Annotated in this window: 18 protein-coding genes; 14 read left to right on the top strand and 4 right to left on the bottom strand. The window is 60.5% G+C overall.

What is annotated here, in order from left to right; translation table 11 throughout:
- Positions 1–104: 104 nt before the first annotated feature.
- From OA90_RS18035 to OA90_RS18010, 6 genes are all read left to right on the top strand, one after another.
- The gene (locus OA90_RS18035; protein ID WP_068415149.1) at positions 105–731 is read left to right on the top strand and encodes a DapH/DapD/GlmU-related protein; all 627 of its coding nucleotides are present in this window, start codon (positions 105–107) and stop codon (positions 729–731) included.
- Positions 732–819: 88 nt separating this feature from the next.
- Positions 820–1,275 carry a GFA family protein gene (locus OA90_RS18030; RefSeq protein ID WP_068415148.1) on the top strand — a complete coding sequence of 152 codons (456 nt, stop codon included), beginning with the start codon at positions 820–822 and terminating at the stop codon, positions 1,273–1,275.
- 3 nt (positions 1,276–1,278) lie between these two features.
- Positions 1,279–1,650, top strand: a complete 372-nt coding sequence (locus tag OA90_RS18025) for a VOC family protein (protein WP_068415145.1) — start codon at positions 1,279–1,281, stop codon at positions 1,648–1,650.
- 44 nt (positions 1,651–1,694) lie between these two features.
- The gene (locus tag OA90_RS18020) at positions 1,695–2,273 is read left to right on the top strand and encodes a helix-turn-helix transcriptional regulator (protein ID WP_068415143.1); all 579 of its coding nucleotides are present in this window, start codon (positions 1,695–1,697) and stop codon (positions 2,271–2,273) included.
- 90 nt (positions 2,274–2,363) lie between these two features.
- Positions 2,364–2,954: an HD domain-containing protein gene (locus OA90_RS18015; RefSeq protein ID WP_156510554.1), complete on the top strand. Its 591-nt coding sequence runs from the start codon at positions 2,364–2,366 to the stop codon at positions 2,952–2,954.
- Between the two features lie 60 nt (positions 2,955–3,014).
- Positions 3,015–3,380, top strand: a complete 366-nt coding sequence (locus OA90_RS18010) for an STAS/SEC14 domain-containing protein (RefSeq protein WP_068415137.1) — start codon at positions 3,015–3,017, stop codon at positions 3,378–3,380.
- Positions 3,381–3,541: 161 nt separating this feature from the next.
- Here the strand turns inward: OA90_RS18010 and OA90_RS18005 are convergent, their stop codons facing one another.
- Positions 3,542–6,163: an SH3 domain-containing protein gene (locus OA90_RS18005; RefSeq protein ID WP_068415394.1), complete on the bottom strand. Its 2,622-nt coding sequence runs from the start codon at positions 6,161–6,163 to the stop codon at positions 3,542–3,544.
- 222 nt (positions 6,164–6,385) lie between these two features.
- Here OA90_RS18005 and OA90_RS18000 point away from each other — a divergent pair, with 222 nt between their 5' ends.
- Positions 6,386–6,817, top strand: coding sequence for a hypothetical protein (locus tag OA90_RS18000; protein WP_068415135.1), 432 nt, complete (start codon positions 6,386–6,388; stop codon positions 6,815–6,817).
- A gap of 58 nt (positions 6,818–6,875) precedes the next feature.
- On the opposite strand, the gene OA90_RS17995 is transcribed toward OA90_RS18000, so the two are convergent.
- Both OA90_RS17995 and OA90_RS17990 read right to left on the bottom strand, forming a co-directional pair.
- The gene (locus OA90_RS17995) at positions 6,876–8,000 is read right to left on the bottom strand and encodes a Gfo/Idh/MocA family oxidoreductase (protein WP_068415132.1); all 1,125 of its coding nucleotides are present in this window, start codon (positions 7,998–8,000) and stop codon (positions 6,876–6,878) included.
- 50 nt (positions 8,001–8,050) lie between these two features.
- Positions 8,051–8,761: a GntR family transcriptional regulator gene (locus OA90_RS17990; protein WP_068415125.1), complete on the bottom strand. Its 711-nt coding sequence runs from the start codon at positions 8,759–8,761 to the stop codon at positions 8,051–8,053.
- 227 nt (positions 8,762–8,988) lie between these two features.
- Between OA90_RS17990 and OA90_RS17985 the strand changes: the two genes are divergently transcribed.
- From OA90_RS17985 to dctP, 6 genes are all read left to right on the top strand, one after another.
- Entirely contained in the window at positions 8,989–10,143 is a 1,155-nt protein-coding gene (locus OA90_RS17985) for an LLM class flavin-dependent oxidoreductase (RefSeq protein ID WP_068415122.1), read from the top strand.
- Positions 10,143–11,033, top strand: coding sequence for an aldo/keto reductase (locus OA90_RS17980; RefSeq protein ID WP_068415120.1), 891 nt, complete (start codon positions 10,143–10,145; stop codon positions 11,031–11,033). Before OA90_RS17985 ends, OA90_RS17980 begins: the two co-directional genes overlap by 1 nt.
- Positions 11,033–11,548, top strand: a complete 516-nt coding sequence (locus tag OA90_RS17975) for a flavin reductase family protein (RefSeq protein WP_068415119.1) — start codon at positions 11,033–11,035, stop codon at positions 11,546–11,548. The genes OA90_RS17980 and OA90_RS17975 overlap by 1 nt, the downstream gene beginning before the upstream one ends.
- Before the next feature lie 61 nt (positions 11,549–11,609).
- Positions 11,610–12,200: a TRAP transporter small permease gene (locus tag OA90_RS17970; RefSeq protein WP_068415114.1), complete on the top strand. Its 591-nt coding sequence runs from the start codon at positions 11,610–11,612 to the stop codon at positions 12,198–12,200.
- A complete protein-coding gene (locus OA90_RS17965) occupies positions 12,200–13,489 on the top strand; it encodes a TRAP transporter large permease (RefSeq protein WP_068415113.1) in 1,290 nt (429 codons plus the stop codon). The genes OA90_RS17970 and OA90_RS17965 overlap by 1 nt, the downstream gene beginning before the upstream one ends.
- A 26-nt stretch (positions 13,490–13,515) precedes the next feature.
- Positions 13,516–14,574, top strand: a complete 1,059-nt coding sequence (gene dctP, locus OA90_RS17960; protein WP_068415111.1) for a TRAP transporter substrate-binding protein DctP — start codon at positions 13,516–13,518, stop codon at positions 14,572–14,574.
- Positions 14,575–14,742: 168 nt separating this feature from the next.
- Here the strand turns inward: dctP and OA90_RS29570 are convergent, their stop codons facing one another.
- A complete protein-coding gene (locus OA90_RS29570; protein WP_244274669.1) occupies positions 14,743–14,979 on the bottom strand; it encodes a hypothetical protein in 237 nt (78 codons plus the stop codon).
- 63 nt (positions 14,980–15,042) lie between these two features.
- Here OA90_RS29570 and OA90_RS17950 point away from each other — a divergent pair, with 63 nt between their 5' ends.
- Positions 15,043–16,545 (top strand): cytochrome c peroxidase, encoded by a 1,503-nt coding sequence (locus tag OA90_RS17950; protein ID WP_244274668.1) that lies wholly within the window; start codon positions 15,043–15,045, stop codon positions 16,543–16,545.
- The last annotated feature ends 15 nt before the right edge of the window (positions 16,546–16,560 follow it).

The following is a 16,560-nucleotide window of genomic DNA, read 5'->3' as shown; positions in this document are numbered from 1 at the left end:
TGAATACTGTCATACGGGCGTCATCAATTCGTCATCACGCGCTTTGTCCAGCCCGCTAGAACCGTCATTCACCCGTCCGAAGTTATTTTCATCCGGAGCATCGAATGTCCGCCCCAACGCAAAAGCCCGTGCTGAGCGAAGCGCCCAATGTTCACGCCGAGGCAAGGGTCCTTGATTGCGAACTCGGCATCTGGACGGAGGTCGGCGCGCGCACCGAAATGCGCGAAAGCCTCATGGGGGACTACTCCTACATCGTCGAGGACGGCGACGTGGTCTGGTCGACCATCGGCAAATTCTGCTCCATTGCCCGCCGTGTGCGCCTCAATCCGGGCAACCACGCCACCTGGCGGGCGTCCCAGCATCATTTCACCTATCGCGCAGCGGCTTATGGTCTGGGCGAGGACGACGCCGGTTTCTTCCAGTGGCGCAAGGACGACTGGGTGACCATCGGCCACGACGTGTGGATCGGACACAATGTTACTGTGCTTGCCGGCGTCACAATCGGGACCGGCGCGATTGTCGCCGCGGGCGCCGTCGTCTCCAAGGATGTCGCGCCCTACACCATTGTCGGCGGGGTCGCCGCAAAACCGATCAAGCGCCGTTTTACGGTTCCCCAGGAAGAAGCCCTCATGGAAATTGCCTGGTGGGACTGGACACACGCGCAGCTCAAGGAGCGTCTCCCTGATTTTCGTACATTGCCGATTGACGCATTCATCGAAAAATACCGGTAAGGGACGCGGACCGGCTTGAAGGCAACGGTTTTTCTTTGCCTTGAAGCTCCTGATATGCTTTGCGCGCACTCTTACAGGATCAAGACCGATGGGAATACGTGAAGCCACCTGCCGTTGCGGCCAGTTGACGGCGGTTTGCCAGGGCGAACCGGTGCGCGTTTCCGTCTGTCACTGCCTTGAATGCCAGAAACGCACAGGAAGTGCTTTTAGCGCCCAGGCCCGCTGGCCGGATGACAAGGTCTCTTTAAGCGGAGAGTTTTCAGAATGGAATCGGTCTGCCGACAGCGGTCACAAAGCCACCTACAGGTTTTGCCCGACCTGCAGCTCCACCGTTTCCTATGTGATCGAAGGGTGGCCGGGCGTTATCGCCATTCCTCTCGGGGCGTTCGCCGATCCGCAGTTTCCGGCCCCGCGCTTTTCCGTCTATGAACACCGCAAACATGAATGGACGACCGTCCTGGGAGAAAACGTCGAACACTCATCGGACCCGGCCATTGCTTTCACCCAGGGCGAACTCCGTCCGGGAAAACAGGATCAGGTCTGAGTTTTGGCGCCGCTGACCCGTGTGATTCTTTATGTCAGAGATGTGGACCGCAGCGCGGCGTTCTACGCACGTCACTTCGGGTTTTCCGTTCTTCACGCGCCCTCGGACAGGATCACGGAACTGGTCCCTGCAGACGGCGGCATGCGGCTCCTGCTGCACAAGGCAGGCAAAGCGCAGAAACTTGGTCAGGCTGCGGTCAAGCTGGTCTTCGATATCGAAGACATTCCCGGCTTTTGCGCGGCGGCGAAAAGTCAGGGGCTTGTTTTCGGATCGCCTCATCAGGCGGACGGATATCAATTCGCGAACGCCAAGGATCCGGATGGCAATTCCCTTCAGGTATCCAGCCGGGCCTATCGCGAAGCCGCGAACGGTTAGGGCGTGGACTCCCCCGAGGGATCCAATCGCGCTAGACTTGCCCCATGTCCAATGAAACCGCAGTCCTGGAAACGAGTCTCGGCCCCTCCTTACGCCGGTGGAGGGTGCTGAACCGTATCAAGCAGGAAGCGCTGGCCTGTGATCTTAGTGTCTCCCAGAGCAGGATTTCCCGCTGGGAGAGCGGTCTTGCGCTGCCGGACAAGGTGGCGCGGCGGAAAATCACTCGGCTCTTGAGCGCCCAGCCCGCCTCGGCGGCCGACAAGGCGCTGCTGGATCTCGTCACCCAGGCATCGGAGCCGGTTCATCTGGTTTGCGATCTCACTCACCGCCTTCTGGCGATTTCCCCGGCGCGGGCGCGCGAGTGGCATCTGCCAGTGGCGCAGTTCATGAACCGTCCGCTCTGGCGGTTTGCCTCGGACGGTATCCGGGCAATGGAATTCAAACTGGCGGATTACGGCTGGTTCGAGCCGCAGTCGGCGGATATCGTCTTCGCGACAGAGCCGGTGGATTTTCCGGAGATCTCGATCCCCGAAAGCCGGATCAGGATTTCCCGGATGCCACTGTCGGACGGGAGCTTTGCCCGCCTCGTGCGTGAGGCCCCCGGGGACGCGTTTCGCGCATAAAATATTCACGGCATGGTCTGGCCCACACGGACCCATTAGTCTTTCCGCATGACACAGATGACACCCCCTCCTCCCGTCTGCAACCAGCAGATGGACGACAAAAGACTGTCCGGGATCCTGGCGTTTCTCCAGTCTGCCGAACAGTTGAAAGACACGATCCGGTCCGGTTCGACCCGTGAGGGCCGACCCGAAAGCACTGCCGAACACAGCTGGCGCCTCGCACTCCTGGTGCTGCTTCTTGAAAAAGAGCTTGCGGGCATCGATTTTCCCAGACTTTTGAAGCTCTGCCTGATCCACGATCTCGGAGAAGCGATATCCGGGGACATTCCCGCTCCCGACCAGCAGCCGGGTGACGATCGCCAGGAGCGCGAGCGGCGCGATTTCCAGACGCTTTGCGCTTCACTCCCCAAGGATCTGGCGGAACACCTGATCGCCTTGTGGGACGAATACGCCGAGGCCACGTCAGTGGAGGCACGTTTTGCGAAGGCTTTCGACAAGCTGGAAACGATCTTCCAGCATCTGCTGATGCCGCCGCCCGGCGCAAGCTTCTACGAGTTCAATCTGACCTATGGACGCGACCGTACGGACTATCATCCGCTGACACGGCAGATCCGGGAACGTGCCGACACCGAAACACTCGAAATGATACGGAGTCTGGAAGGTGCGCCGTCCCGATCTTGAGGTATTGTAGTGTCTGCCTGCGTTCAGCCGGATGCAGGGTTCTCTTGAGGAGGAACAATCATGTACACCATTCTGCCGCTCAGCCGAGGCTCCGTTCTGGGTATCGAAATCAACGGAAAAGTGGATATCGCCCAAGAACGGGAACTTGTCGCCAAGGCGGAAGAGTTGATCGGTGAACATGGCAAGATCAGCCTGCTCGTAGTGCTCGGTGATCACGTGGGCACATCCTTCGAAGCGGCAATGGCGGACATGAAGTGGATGCTCGCCAACATGAAGCACCTGGCGAAGATCGCGATCGTCAGCGACAGCAAACTTCTCGCCGCCCTCGTTGCCGTCGATGCGGCATTCGCGAAGCTGGCTAGCATCGAGGAAAAACACTTCGACAAGGCCGACATCGAAACCGCGTGGCACTGGATCGAAAGTTAGAGCGCATCCCGACGCTCAAAAGCCAATTGCTCCTTCTGACCGGCACACACTTCGGTTCCCCGGGCCCTTGGGGACTTCTCTCCAGGACTCGCAGGATCACGTGTAGGCACGGGCACAGGCGCGCCACGCACGAATGCCCCGAAGAACAGACAACCGGCGTATCAGCGGCGGCGGCCACCGCCGCGCCGGGCGCCCCCTCCCCTTTGAGGTTGCGGACGCGAGCGCTGCACATTGCGCTGCCGGTTGATCTGCTGATTGCCGACCTGACGCGCCCTGTTGTCCCGGTTCAGATGCGCCGGAGCCTGTGGCCGTTGCGCCGGACGCTGCACATTCGGTCTTTGTACTGCCGGTTTCCCGACAGCCGGGCGCTGTACAGCGGGGCGCTGCGCAGGCCGCTGCACGTTCGGCCGTTGAACATTGGGGCGCTGCCCGGCCGGCAGGTTCGCGGGACGCTGCACATTGGGCCGGTTTCCGGTATTCGGACGGTTCTGGATCCTGTCGCCGGCCGGGCGGTTGGCAAGTGCCGCCCCTGCTCCGGCGCCGAGCGTGGCGCCCGCTCCAGAATTTCCGAGCCTGTTCTGAATATTCTCACGCGATGGGGCGGCAACATCTCCCCAGCGGCCACTTTCGAATTTCTGCCAGTTGTCGCCATCGCGGCGGTAGACCGCGCCGTCCCGTCCGGCGAAAACGTCGCCGCGGCGGTCGAGATTGGCCACACGGCCGGGTGTACCGTCCTTCTGCCAGCGCTTCACCGCACCTGCCTGAAGATCGCGGGTCCGCGACCATTGCGGCCCGGTGACGACCTTGCCGCCCCAGGACCCGTAAATGCCGCGCGCGCCGCCGGCAACGATGCGATTGCCGGTGCGCGGGTTGTAGGCGGAGATGAAACCGGCGCTGCCGCGCGGCCCGCTGATCGCTGCCCCGCGGATATAGCCGCCAGTACGGGGATTATAGACGCCGCCACCGGCAATGCCGCGCCGGGGACCGTAGGCATAGCCGTAGCGGCCATAGGTGCCGCGCACCGGATTGTAGAAGGCGCCGATGCCGTAGGTCACGGGTCTTGGGAAATAGATCGGCCGGTAGCCGGGGCGGTACCAGGGCCGGTAGTAGTAACCGGTGCCGTAGACGAACACGCCCCAGGCCAGAAAGCCTGTCAGATAGCCCATCGTGTAGCCGTACCACACCGCATCGGGTTCGGTTTCGTAGATGCGCACATACGTCACGTTGTAGACCGGCGACGATGGCGGGATTGTGTAGATTGTGTCCGGGACCGACGTCGCGACCGCGAACGGTCCATCCGGACTGTCGCCAACAAACCAGACTCCGTCCTGCAGGACATAATACTTCGTGCCCACCTTGATCACCTGATCATCGGTGTTGACCGCATAGGACATCGATGTGCCCTCGATCGGCTCGAATTCCGGATCGCCCGCATAGGCGACATCCGTGCTGAGCGAGCCCAACTCTACCCGTGCCGTTGTCGGGATGCTGGCCTTCAGGCGCGCCTGAGAGGCTTCCGAGGTGCCTGGTATGGAAGAACGGACCGAGTAATAAGGTGCATCTTCCGGAATGTTCAGGAAATCGGACGGCAAGTCTGGCGTGGTGAAAGCCCAGGGCCCGTCCAGCGATGCCGATTTGAACCAGCGGCCGGAAACGAGGATGTACCAGGTGGCCGCCGATTTGAGGAAAAACACGTCACTGTCGGTGTTGGACGCCCACTCAAGACCGGTACCAGCCACCGGTTCAAGCTCAGGCTCACCTTCAAAGACAATCATTTCCGCTGGCTTGTCGGAATAGATGACCTTCGGCGCCGCGTTGTCCGGGAACGGTTCGCCGGGGATGGCTTCGCGGGTCTCCTTCCAGTTGTCGTCATCCGGCAGCGTCTTGATCAGGTCGGGAAGTTCGGCGACCGGTTGCCAGCCCGCGGACATGTCCTTCGTTGTCAGCCAGGCCTTCTCGTCGCGCAGATAGAGCTCTTCGGTTTCGTCGATCCTGAGAACATCCCAGTTGGTATTGACGACGAAACTCAAACCCTGCTCGCCTTTGACGGGAGCGAAGATGGGTGCCCCTTCCGTCTGCACCAGAATGGCGGGCGAGGTCGACACGAAGACCGGCGGCGCGTCGGTGCCGAGCCCCTGGACGTCCTCCATGCGCTGGTACTCGGCCAGGCCGGCCGTGATCCGGTCCTCCTTCACCGTGATCGTGCCGGTCGGCATGAGCTTGCCGACCTGCAGCGAGAGGTCGGTAAGTGCGCTTCGGTCGAGCGCGGAGAAATCAAGCTTCGTGACCTGGATCGCGCTGACGTCGACCTCATCCTTGTCGGTGTCCGCCACGGTCTGACCGCTCACGCCGATGACGCCGAAGACCGGCTTGGCGTCCTTGTTTTCGAGATATTCAGCGGCGATCAACGCATTGAGTGTCTTGAAATTGTCCCATTGCGTGAATTGCGGCTGATACAGGACGAGTGTCGCGCCGCCATCCGTCTGGAACGAGCGCGGCCAGCCGGTGGTTTGCTCCGGTTCAGTCAATTGCAGGTACCTGCCGCTGACAAACCCGTTGCGGCCGTCGTAGCTGACGGAACACCAGGCACCGCTGTCGTCGCAGTTTTCGAGCTCCACCGCGGTGCCGTTCGGAACCGTGCCGAAGGAACCGTAGCCGGTTCCTGGCCCCTGCCGGAAATTGACATTGGCCGTTGTGACCGCCGGGGCGGCCAGTACGCCGTTCACCAGAACAGATTGAACGAGCAACGCCGAGGAAAGGACGACAGAAACAGTCTTGCGCATGGCAGCCTCCAACAAAACGCCGCGGCGGATCTTGCCGATCCCGCACATAGGCATTTGCAGCCTATCAGCAAAGGCGCCGCGAAGCACGGACCCCGGCCTTTAGATAATGCAAGGCGCTCCTATTCCCTGTGCGGCGCGTCACAGGCAGTTGTCTGGTAAAGTGACAATCTGTCTGCAAGATGCGTCATTCGACTGCAGCACCTGACCCGGGAGATTACCAACATGCGGATATCGCGCCGCTTCCTGACTGCCGCCCTGGCGGGCCTTGCGTGGATCGGCTCTCTTGCCATCGCACCGCCGGAACAGGCGCAGGCGGAAATTTTCTACTGCCAGAGCACCCGGACGCCGCAGGGAAGCCTGCCGTATTGCAACTTCCTGCTTTTCGACAGGTCCTTCACACGCCACAAGCAGGTCATCGTTGCGCAAGGAGCATTCCGCGAAGTGGATATAAACGGCCGCTATGACGTCTTCTGTGTGCTGGTGCAGAGAAACCAGGGCAGACCGGGCCAGTTCGACTACCGCAAACAGCAGTGCCGGCAAAGCGATACAGGGCGGAACTACCAGTTTCCGATCAAGGCCCTGAACATGCGCCGGGGCCGCGACGGCTTCAGCTCGGATACCGTACAGACATTCCTGCCTGACGAAGGCTGGTAACCGTTGACCGGCGCGGCGCCGGACTGTCTGTCATGCTTTTTCAGGCGGTTTTTACGCGTCAGCAAGCCACTGAGGAAAGCGACTTCGTCGCCATCGGCACAGCCTGACCGGTACGGGCCGACTGCTGGGCCGCGAGGCCCATTTCGACGGCGCGGCTGCCGTCTTCCAGCGTCACATCCGGAAGGTCTTTTTCTCCGCGCACAACTGCGGCAAATCCCGCGTGCTGATAATAGGTCGAACCGTTGTGGTCCCCCGCTTCGAGAATTGCCGGATCGACCGGAATATCGATTTGGCGCGGCCCCTTTGGACTGCGCGGCGAAACGACGAGCATCGGCACGGGCGGATCGCCCAGATCCTCCGGCCAGAAACGTCCCGGTCCGGGCACGAAAGCTTCCACCTTGCCCTGCGGCCCGACCGCCGAAACTTCCTCCTGGTAGCGCGAGCCTTCCGCGAACATGCAAAGTTCCAGCATGGCGCGCGCACCGTTCTCGAACTCCACGATCACGTAGCCGTTGTCGAGTACATCCGGCTGTTCGCCGTCGTAAATCTCGTCCTTGTGATTGGCATCCTGTCCAGCGGAGGCCATCACGCGTACGGGCTCGCATTTCATGATCAGCCGCATGAGATCGAAAAAATGGCAGCATTTTTCGACGAACGTCCCGCCCGAATAGCGGTTGAAGCGGTTCCAGGCCCCGACCTTGTGCAGAAAGGGAAAGCGGTGCTCCCGGATTGTCAGCATCCTGACACCGCCGGTGACCTCATCGGCCCGTTCGATCAAGGCCGCAATCGGCGGCATGTAGCGATATTCCATCGCCACCCAGACCGGCGCCGGATAACCGGCCCTGAAGGTCTCCAGCTCGGCCAGATCCCTTGGATCCGTGAAAAGCGGTTTTTCAACCAGCAACGGCAGAGGGCGTTTTTTGCGGATTTCCTCCATTTGCGGCAGATGGCAGTGATTTGGACTGGCAATCAGAAGGCAGTCCAGCGCTTCCACGTCCAGCAGTTCATCGACAGAGCTTGCAAATTCGGCGCCGGGCGCAAGTTCGGCAGCGGCCCGGGCCATTGCCGGGTCAGGTTCGAAAATCGCCGTCACTTCGGTATCCGGCAGAAGGGCAATGTTGCGCAGGTGCTCCTGCCCCATCATGCCACAGCCGATCACACCATATCTCACCTTCACAGGCATTTAAGTTCTCCTTGGATGGCAGGTCTTTCTGATACCTAACGCCTGCCTGTCTATTTCAACCGCTGTACGTAATGCGCCCTGTCGGTGTCGAACCAGGTTCGCGAATATTCAACCGGCTCCGGCCTGTCCGCCCAGCTAAACCGCTCGATATAGCCGGTGAGCGTTCCCGTCGGCTTTGAAAATTCAGCCGGCGCCCATGCGGGCACTTCGCCGAGGGTGACCCTGTCCTCGGCGCGGACAATCCAGAACCCGAGATGCTTCTGATAGAACCGGTAAAGGGAATCGGACATGAACTCCCGCTTCACCTGACCCGCGTCACCGTCGAGCCAGATTTCCTCCACCGCGATGATGACATCATTGAGATATCTGAGGCGTCGGATGCGGGTGCCTTCGGCACTGGTGCCGAAATCCGGCAGGTCCCGCGGCTTGCGCAGCCGCTCCAGCTCCAGAATGTCGGCGCGCGGCAATCCACCGCCCGTCAGCAACTCCAGACGGAACATCGCGTAGACACTGTCTCCCGTGCCGCCCTGGCGTATGTAGTTTCCCGACCCCTGCACCCGCTCGAGTAAGCCTTTTTCCGTAAGGTCCGCCAGCGCCTTGCGCAGGGTGCCGATAGAGATTCCCAGTTCCTCGGCCATGTCCCGCTCCGGTGGCAGGCGCTCTCCGTCGATCAGCCGCCCGGAGGCGATATCGCGGATCAAAAGCTCACTAATCTGCACATATAAAGGCAGGGCATTGGGGGTATGCGAGGCCATTGGCATGGCGATCTGATTGCCTGTTCTGCAAAATTGATACACTATTGATTTACATCAAACCCGGTGATATGCAAGAAGAAATCGAAGGCAAAATGAAGCCAATCGAAAACAATTGAAAACCCCGGAACGGCTGGCGTTCAGTGGAACGCCAACAGGCAGTTCCGGTAATTTTGGGATCGCTCAACCCGTCCTCGTGCGGCTCGCACAGGCAGGTTGATCCAGGGAGGAAATTCATGACCATTGTCCCGGTAACTTCGCCGGATCTCGATGCTGCGGAGGTTTCCTGGTTCGCGGCGCTCTGCTCCGACGATTATCAGTTCCTGGGCGTGCCGGAAGGCCACCTGCGCTCGTCATGGGACCATTGTTCCGCGATCGTCAAAACAGCCGAGCAACAGGGCTTCCGCAACATCCTGTGCCCGTCCTCCTATCAGGTCGGCCAGGACACGCTGTCCTTCGTCGCCGGTTGCGCGCCCATCACCGATAAAATCAATCTTCTGGCTGCTGTCCGATGCGGGGAGATGCAGCCGATCATGCTGGCGCGCACCATCGCGACGCTGGATCACATGCTCAAGGGCCGGCTGACGGTCAACATCATCTCCTCCGACTTTCCCGGCGAACAGGCAGACAGCGCCTACCGGTACCAGCGCTCCCGCGAGGTGGTCGAAATCCTGAAACAGGCCTGGACCCGCGATGAGATCGACTATGAAGGCGAGGTCTACACCTTCAAGGGCCTGACCACCGATCCGGTCCGGCCTTACCAGACCGGCGGGCCGCTGCTCTATTTCGGCGGATACTCGCCGGCAGCGCTCGAGCTTTGTGGCCAGCATTGCGATGTCTACCTGATGTGGCCGGAAAAGATGGAAGGGCTGCAGGGCCGCATGAAGGCGGTCAATGCTGTAGCGGAAAACTACGACCGCACCCTGGACTACGGCCTGCGCGTCCACATGATTGTGCGCGACACGGAAAAGGAAGCGCAGGAATACGCCGACTACATCGTCTCCAAACTGGACGACGATCAGGGAACGGCCATCCGCGAGCGCGCTCTCGATGCGAAATCCCTCGGCGTCTCCCATCAGTCGAAGAACCGCGAGATCGCCGATGCATTCGGCTATATCGAGCCTAATCTGTGGACCGGCGTAGGTCGGGCAAGATCGGGCTGCGGTGCGGCGCTCGTGGGCTCCACCGATCAGGTCCTGTCGAAGATCGAGGCCTATCAGAAAATGGGTATCCGCGCCTTCATCTTCTCCGGCTATCCGCATATGGAAGAGGCGGAGCATTTCGGTACACGGGTCATGCCGCAGCTGAAGACCTGCTCGCTGCCGCAAGCTTACGGCCGCATTCCGGCCGACACGCCGGCAACCCCGCTTGGCAATGGAGTACGCCGCTAATGGAACGCGTCAGTCTTTGCGAGACCCTCGAGTTCTCACGCCTGATCTACGGTATGTGGCGCATCGGTGACGATGCCGACACTTCCCCTTCTTATGTGGAAAGAAAGATCCAGATCTGCCTCGATCAGGGGATCACCACCTTCGACCAGGCGGATATCTATGGCGGTTATACCGCCGAGGCCGTGCTCGGAGGAGCTCTTAAAGCCAATCCCTCGCTGCGTGAGCGCATGGAAATTGTCACCAAATGCGACATTGTCGCCCCTGCCGGACGTTATTCCGGCAAGACGGTGAAATACTACGACACCTCGCGCGCCCACATTGAAAAGTCGGTCGAGACCTCGCTTGCCGACATGGGCATCGAGACCATCGACCTGCTTCTGATTCACCGCCCCGATCCCTTGATGGATCATCATGAAACCGGCGGCGCGCTCGACGATCTGGTGAAAAGCGGGAAAGTGAAGTCCGTCGGTGTTTCCAACTTCCGTCCCTGGGACTGGGAATTGCTGCAGTCGGCGATGTCGACGCAACTGGTCACCAACCAGATCGAAATTTCGCTGAAGGAAATCTCGCCGTTCACCAATGGCGATCTCGCCTTTCATCAAAGGCTCGGCACACAGCTGATGGCCTGGTCGCCGCTCGGCGGTGGCGCATTGATTTCGGAAGGCGGGCGTCTCGGCGCAGTGCTCGACGAACTTGCCGGAGATCATGGTGTCGACCGCTCTGCGGTTGCCATTGCCTTCCTGCTGGCGCATCCGGCACGGCTTCTGCCTGTCCTGGGCACCAACAACCCGGACCGGATCGCCAGGATCTCCGATTCCCTGAAAGTCAATCTGGATCGCGAAACCTGGTACCGCCTCTATGAGGCGGCCCTCGGACAAGAGGTGCCCTGATGACCATGCAGACTGCCAATCATACCGTTACCTTCGAGCCCGATGCCGAAAATACCCGCCTGCTGCGGGATGCATTCGGCCGTTTCGCCACCGGCGTCACCGTTGTGACCACAGGATCGGTCGACGGCCCTGTCGGCATCACGGCAAACAGCTTTTCCTCCGTATCCCTGGAACCGCCTCTGGTTCTGTGGATGCCGGACAAGGGCTCGCGGCGGTTTCGCTACTTCGAGACCGCCGAACACTATGCCATCCATGTTCTCAGCCGCGAGCAGGCCGAGGTGTGCAACGGCTTTGTACGCAACGCCCATGCCTTCGATCAGTTGAGTTACAAGGTGGACGAAAACGGCGTGCCGCTGATCGAGAACTGCCTGGCGCGGTTCGAATGCAAACGTTTCACGGCCTATGAAGGCGGCGATCACCTGATTGTCCTGGGCGAAGTTCTGCAGGCGGAAATGCGCAAGGGAGATGCGCTTACCTTTTTTGCAGGCAAACTGGGGCAAATCGCTCCACAATAAGAACCGGCAACGGGACGGCTGGCCGCCCCGGACAGACACGGAGATTTAGGGAGGAGCCCGAATGGGCATTTTGCTCGCGGTCCTTGCACCGCTCGACTTCGTCAATTCGCACCTGTTGCGAATAGGACGAGCGATCGGCGTTGTCGCCGTTGCCTTGATGGTGGTCGCAATCCTGATTCAGGTCGTGTTCCGCTATGTCCTCAACAATGCGCTGCCCTGGCCCGACGAGGCCGCGCGGTTCTGCATGCTCTGGATGACAGGCCTGATGGCACCCACGGCCCTGCGGCGCGGAGGATTTGTCGCGATCGACATGTTCGGCCATGCCCTGCCCCGCGTCCCGGGCAATCTTCTCACTCTTTTTCTGCTGCTGATCTCCCACATCGTGCTCCTGATCGCGATCAGGATCGGCTATTCGGAAGTCACCGGCTTCGGCGGCAATTTCGCAACCGCTTCTCTTTATGTCCCGGGAAACTTCACCCTCACCGAATGGGTCCGCGTGCCACGCAGCTGGATGATGGCCTCGATTTTCGTCGGCGTGATTCTGCTGGCGATGGTCAATATCGAACTCATCCTGCGCAGTTTCATATCCCTTCTGGGCGGTGAAACCCGACTGACGGATATACCTGACCCGGACATGGCGGGGGCTGACTGATGCTTATCTGGTTTCTTCCGGTCTTTCTCTTCTTCCTGATGCTCGGTCTGCCGGTCTTCTTCGGACTACTCGCAGCGCCGGGCCTGCTGCTGTGGATGAACGGTCAGGAGCGTGACATCGTGCTGCTCTACCGCAACGTCTACAATGGCATGGACAGTTTTCCTCTGATGGCGATTCCGTTCTTCATGCTCGCGGGCGAGTTGATGAACAAGGGCGGCATCACCATGCGGCTGGTGGAGTTTTCGCAGGCGCTGATGGGCCATCTCCGCGGCGGTCTTGCGCATGTGAACATTCTCTCATCAATGTTGTTCGCAGGATTGTCCGGATCGGCGGTCGCCGACACCTCGGCGCTCGGCTCCATGCTGATCCCGGCGATGGAAAAGCAGGGCTACACCCGCAAGTTCGCCGCCGCGATCACCGCGGCGAGTTCGGTCATCGGTCCGATCATCCCGCCCTCCGGCATCATGATCATCTATGCCTATGTCATGGGTGAAAGTGTCGCCGCCCTGTTTCTGGCCGGGATCGTGCCAGGGGTCATGGTGGGCGTCGGTCTGATGATCATGGTCAAATTCCTGGCGGATAAATACGATTTCCCGGCCTCGAGCCGCCGCTACACGTGGGGAGAGCGTGGCAACGCCTCGCTGAAAGCCTTCTTCCCCCTGCTGACTCCGGTCATCATCATGGGCGGCATTCTGGCGGGGATCTTCACGCCGACAGAGGCCGCAGCCGTTGCCGTGGCCTATGCGCTTTTCATCGGCCTCTTCGTCTTGCGCTCGATCAAGCCGTCGGAAATACCGGGTGTCCTGAACCGGGCCGGCATCACTTCGGCCGTCGTCCTTCTGCTGGTCGGCGCGGCGATGGCTTTCAAGACGGTCGTCAGTCTCAGCCACGCACCGGAAATCATGGCCGACTTCGTGCTGTCGCTGTCACAGAACCCCCTTATCCTGCTGTTCCTGATCAACATTCTTCTGTTCGTGGTGGGCATGTTCCTGGATGCGGGACCGGCGATCATCATTCTGGGGCCGATCCTCGGTCCCATCTTCATCTCGATGGGCGTCGATCCCATCCACTTCGCCATCATCATGAGCGTGAACCTGACGGTCGGTCTGGCCACGCCGCCGATGGGGCTGGTGCTCTTTGTCGCGGCGTCGGTTTCAGGAGAACGGGTTGAAACCATAGCCAAGGCCATTCTGCCGTTTCTGGCGGTAGAGATCGCGGTGATCTTCCTGATCACCTACATACCGGCACTTTCCATGACGATCCCGCGTCTGACCGGATTTGCCAACTGATATTGAGTTTTAAAGGGAGGTACCTAATGCTCAAATCTGCACTCAAAACGCTCACCGTCGCGGCGATGCTCGCCGGCTCGTCGTTGAGCGCCATAGCCGCGGACTACACGCTGCGCGCGACGGCCAACTCCAACGAAAACGACGAGGACTATGACGGTCTGGTCGTGTTCAAGAACTTCGTGGAAGCCGCGTCCAACGGCGCGATCGAGGTTGAACTCTACATCGGCACGCAGTTGTGCTCGAACGGAGCCGAATGCCTTCAGGGCGTCGCTGACGGCGCCATCGACATCTACATCTCCACTTCCGGCGGCGCGTCCGGCATCTTCCCTTATGTTCAGGTTCTCGACCTGCCCTACATGATGGCTGACGACCGGATCGCCGAGCACGTTCTTTCCGGCGACTTCACCCGTGCCATGCGCGACATGGCCCTGGAGGATTCCCAGAATTCCATCCGCCTGATGACCATCGGAAATACCGGCGGATGGCGGAACTTCGCCAACACCAAGCGCCGCGTCGCAACGCCGTCGGACCTTGAAGGCCTCAAGATCCGCACCGTCGTCGCCGACCTGCCGCAGGAACTGGTGAAATCCCTGGGCGCTTCGCCCACGCCGATCCCGTGGCCGGAACTGTTCACCTCGTTCCAGACGGGTGTCGTGGAAGGCTCCAAGAACGGCATCACCGACATCATGGGCATGAAGTTCCCGGATGCCGGCCTTCAATATGTGACCCTGGACGGCCATGCCTATATGGGCGCCCTGTGGTGGATGAACAACGAGAAGTTCCTTTCCATGCCGGAAGACATGCGCCGCGTCGTGGTCGACGGTTTCTATGCTCTTCAGCAGGCAACCTTCGCCTCACCGAAGCGTAAATCCATCCAGGCCTATGAGGAATTCGTTGCCGGTGGTGGCGATCTCTACGTTCCGACACCTGAGCAGAAGTCCGCCTTCAAGGAAGCTGCCGCTCCGGTTTACGACTGGTTCAAGAGCAATGTTGGCCGCGGCGACGAGATCTTCAGCGAACTCGAGAAAGCCGTCTCGGAGGCAGAAGCTTCCATCGACGGCAGCCGCAAGGCCGATCTGAACTGAAGTTGAAACACGCGTGTCACGCCCTGCGGGGCGTGGCACGCACTTTTCCTTGTCCTCCTTGCAGGGCCCGACCCTGCATTCCCTGGTAGCAGGGAGCAAAGACAGGAATTCGAGAGCTCTCATCCGCCCAGCGCTCCGCCAACCGAGCCCTGAGCCGATCAGAACACTTCATCGGAACGGATACATCCAGACCTTGTAGTCGCCGACAAGAACATGCGCTTTTTCAATCTCGTCCCCGGTCATCTTCTTGACCACCTCTTCCAGAGAGATCGCCGCATCGGGGTCCCCTCCGATGGCGGAGAGCGTGTACCACATGTAGGCACGAACCAGATCCGGCGCCGGCATCCCGCGTCCGACCTCATAGTACCAGCCGACCCCGGACTGGGCGCCCGGGTGGCCTTTCATGGCACTTCTGAGATACCATTCGAACGCCCGCTGGTCGTCGCGCTCGACGCCCAGGCCCATGGCATACATCACGCCGATCAGTTCCTCCGCGTCAGCGTTGCCGGATCGCGCCGCCGGCCAGAGTTCCTGCATCGCTTCTTCATAGCGATTGGCCTCCATCAGGTCGCGCGCTTCCTCGATTTCGGCAAAGGCCGGCGCGCTCAGCAAGGCGAGGCCCACAAGGGCAAATATAAGCTTTCCAGTCATTCGATCCTGTCTGTCCCCCTGATCTTTCTTCTTGCCGCTCCTGCCCTGGCGGCGGAGTTTCCCGCGCCGCTTGGCCCTGACGATTTCATCGCCTTCGACCGCAGGCAGGCCGCACTCGGACAGCTTCTCTTTTACGACAAGATCCTGTCCGGCAACAGGAATATCGCCTGCGCGACCTGCCATCACCCCACACTCGGCACGGGCGACCGCCTGTCTCTGGGAATCGGTGAAGGTGGCGAGGGTCTCGGGCTTGAACGCACAGCCGGTCTGGGAGAAAACCGGATCCGCAAGCGGATCCCCCGTAATGCGCCGGGGCTATGGAATCTCGGGGCGAAGGACCTTCACACACTGTTCCACGACGGCCGCCTGTCGATCGCCGAGACCTATGAAAACGGCTTCAACTCGCCCGCCGAGGAATTGCTGCCCAAGGGGTTCAATTCCCTGCTCGCCGCCCAGGCGGTTTTCCCTCTCATCGCCCAGTTCGAAATGGCCGGCAACCCGAGAGAAAACGAGATCGCAGGCGCGATCCACGACCGGATCGATGCCGCCTGGCCGATCCTTGCCAAGCGCGTGCGGATAATCCCGGAATACGGGCAGATGTTCGTTGCAGCCTTCGACCATATCGATGCGCCTGAAGACGTGACGATCGTGGAAATCTCCAATGCCCTCGCCGCATTCCAGGCACTCGAATGGCAAAGCTTCGACAGTCCGTTTGACCGGTTCCTGGCAGGAGACACAACCGCACTGGACAGCAGCCAGAGGCGCGGAGCAGAGCTTTTCTACGGAAAGGCCGGTTGCTCGAACTGCCACTCCGGCAAGCTCCTCAGCGACCAGAAATTCCATGCCCTCGGTCTGCCACCCTTCGGTCCAGGCCGCACACGCCGCTTCGATCCGATGGTGCGCGATGTCGGCGCGATGGGGGAAACCGACCGGCTGGAAGATGCCTACAGGTTCCGCACCCCGATACTGCGCAATGTCGAACTTACCGCACCCTACGGACACAACGGGGCCTATGCCACGCTGGAAGACATTGTCCGCCATCATTTGGATCCGGATGGAATGCTGCAGGCATGGACGCCGGAAACTGCCGCACTTCCCGACGCTCCCTGGCTTGCCCCAATCGATTTCGTGGTCTGGCATGACACCCGAGAGATGGCGCGCCAGGCCCGTTTCCGTGATATTACTCCCGTCGCGTTGGCGGACACGGATATTACCGACCTCGTGGCGTTCCTCAAGGCGCTCACAGGAACCGCCTCTGTCGCCTCCCCGCCTTTCGGCGTTCCCGCCACTGTCCCCAGCGGCCTTCCGGTCGACAAGTAACAAAGAAGAAGGAAA

It is taken from the genome of Labrenzia sp. OB1 (assembly GCF_001624695.1).
GTDB lineage: Bacteria > Pseudomonadota > Alphaproteobacteria > Rhizobiales > Stappiaceae > Roseibium.
The sequence above is the reverse complement of the archived record's forward strand: the minus strand, read 5'-3'. Positions and strand labels throughout refer to the sequence as shown.

Coding starts and splice junctions, on each gene's coding strand:
- OA90_RS18035 (WP_068415149.1), top strand. CDS start 105: ATGTCCGCCCCAACGCAAAAGCCCGTGCTGAGCGAAGCGCCCAATGTT.
- OA90_RS18030 (WP_068415148.1), top strand. CDS start 820: ATGGGAATACGTGAAGCCACCTGCCGTTGCGGCCAGTTGACGGCGGTT.
- OA90_RS18020 (WP_068415143.1), top strand. CDS start 1,695: ATGTCCAATGAAACCGCAGTCCTGGAAACGAGTCTCGGCCCCTCCTTA.
- OA90_RS18015 (WP_156510554.1), top strand. CDS start 2,364: ATGGACGACAAAAGACTGTCCGGGATCCTGGCGTTTCTCCAGTCTGCC.
- OA90_RS18010 (WP_068415137.1), top strand. CDS start 3,015: ATGTACACCATTCTGCCGCTCAGCCGAGGCTCCGTTCTGGGTATCGAA.
- OA90_RS18005 (WP_068415394.1), bottom strand. CDS start 6,163: ATGCGCAAGACTGTTTCTGTCGTCCTTTCCTCGGCGTTGCTCGTTCAA.
- OA90_RS18000 (WP_068415135.1), top strand. CDS start 6,386: ATGCGGATATCGCGCCGCTTCCTGACTGCCGCCCTGGCGGGCCTTGCG.
- OA90_RS17995 (WP_068415132.1), bottom strand. CDS start 8,000: ATGCCTGTGAAGGTGAGATATGGTGTGATCGGCTGTGGCATGATGGGG.
- OA90_RS17990 (WP_068415125.1), bottom strand. CDS start 8,761: ATGCCAATGGCCTCGCATACCCCCAATGCCCTGCCTTTATATGTGCAG.
- OA90_RS17985 (WP_068415122.1), top strand. CDS start 8,989: ATGACCATTGTCCCGGTAACTTCGCCGGATCTCGATGCTGCGGAGGTT.
- OA90_RS17980 (WP_068415120.1), top strand. CDS start 10,143: ATGGAACGCGTCAGTCTTTGCGAGACCCTCGAGTTCTCACGCCTGATC.
- OA90_RS17975 (WP_068415119.1), top strand. CDS start 11,033: ATGACCATGCAGACTGCCAATCATACCGTTACCTTCGAGCCCGATGCC.
- OA90_RS17970 (WP_068415114.1), top strand. CDS start 11,610: ATGGGCATTTTGCTCGCGGTCCTTGCACCGCTCGACTTCGTCAATTCG.
- OA90_RS17965 (WP_068415113.1), top strand. CDS start 12,200: ATGCTTATCTGGTTTCTTCCGGTCTTTCTCTTCTTCCTGATGCTCGGT.
- dctP (WP_068415111.1), top strand. CDS start 13,516: ATGCTCAAATCTGCACTCAAAACGCTCACCGTCGCGGCGATGCTCGCC.
- OA90_RS29570 (WP_244274669.1), bottom strand. CDS start 14,979: ATGAAAGGCCACCCGGGCGCCCAGTCCGGGGTCGGCTGGTACTATGAG.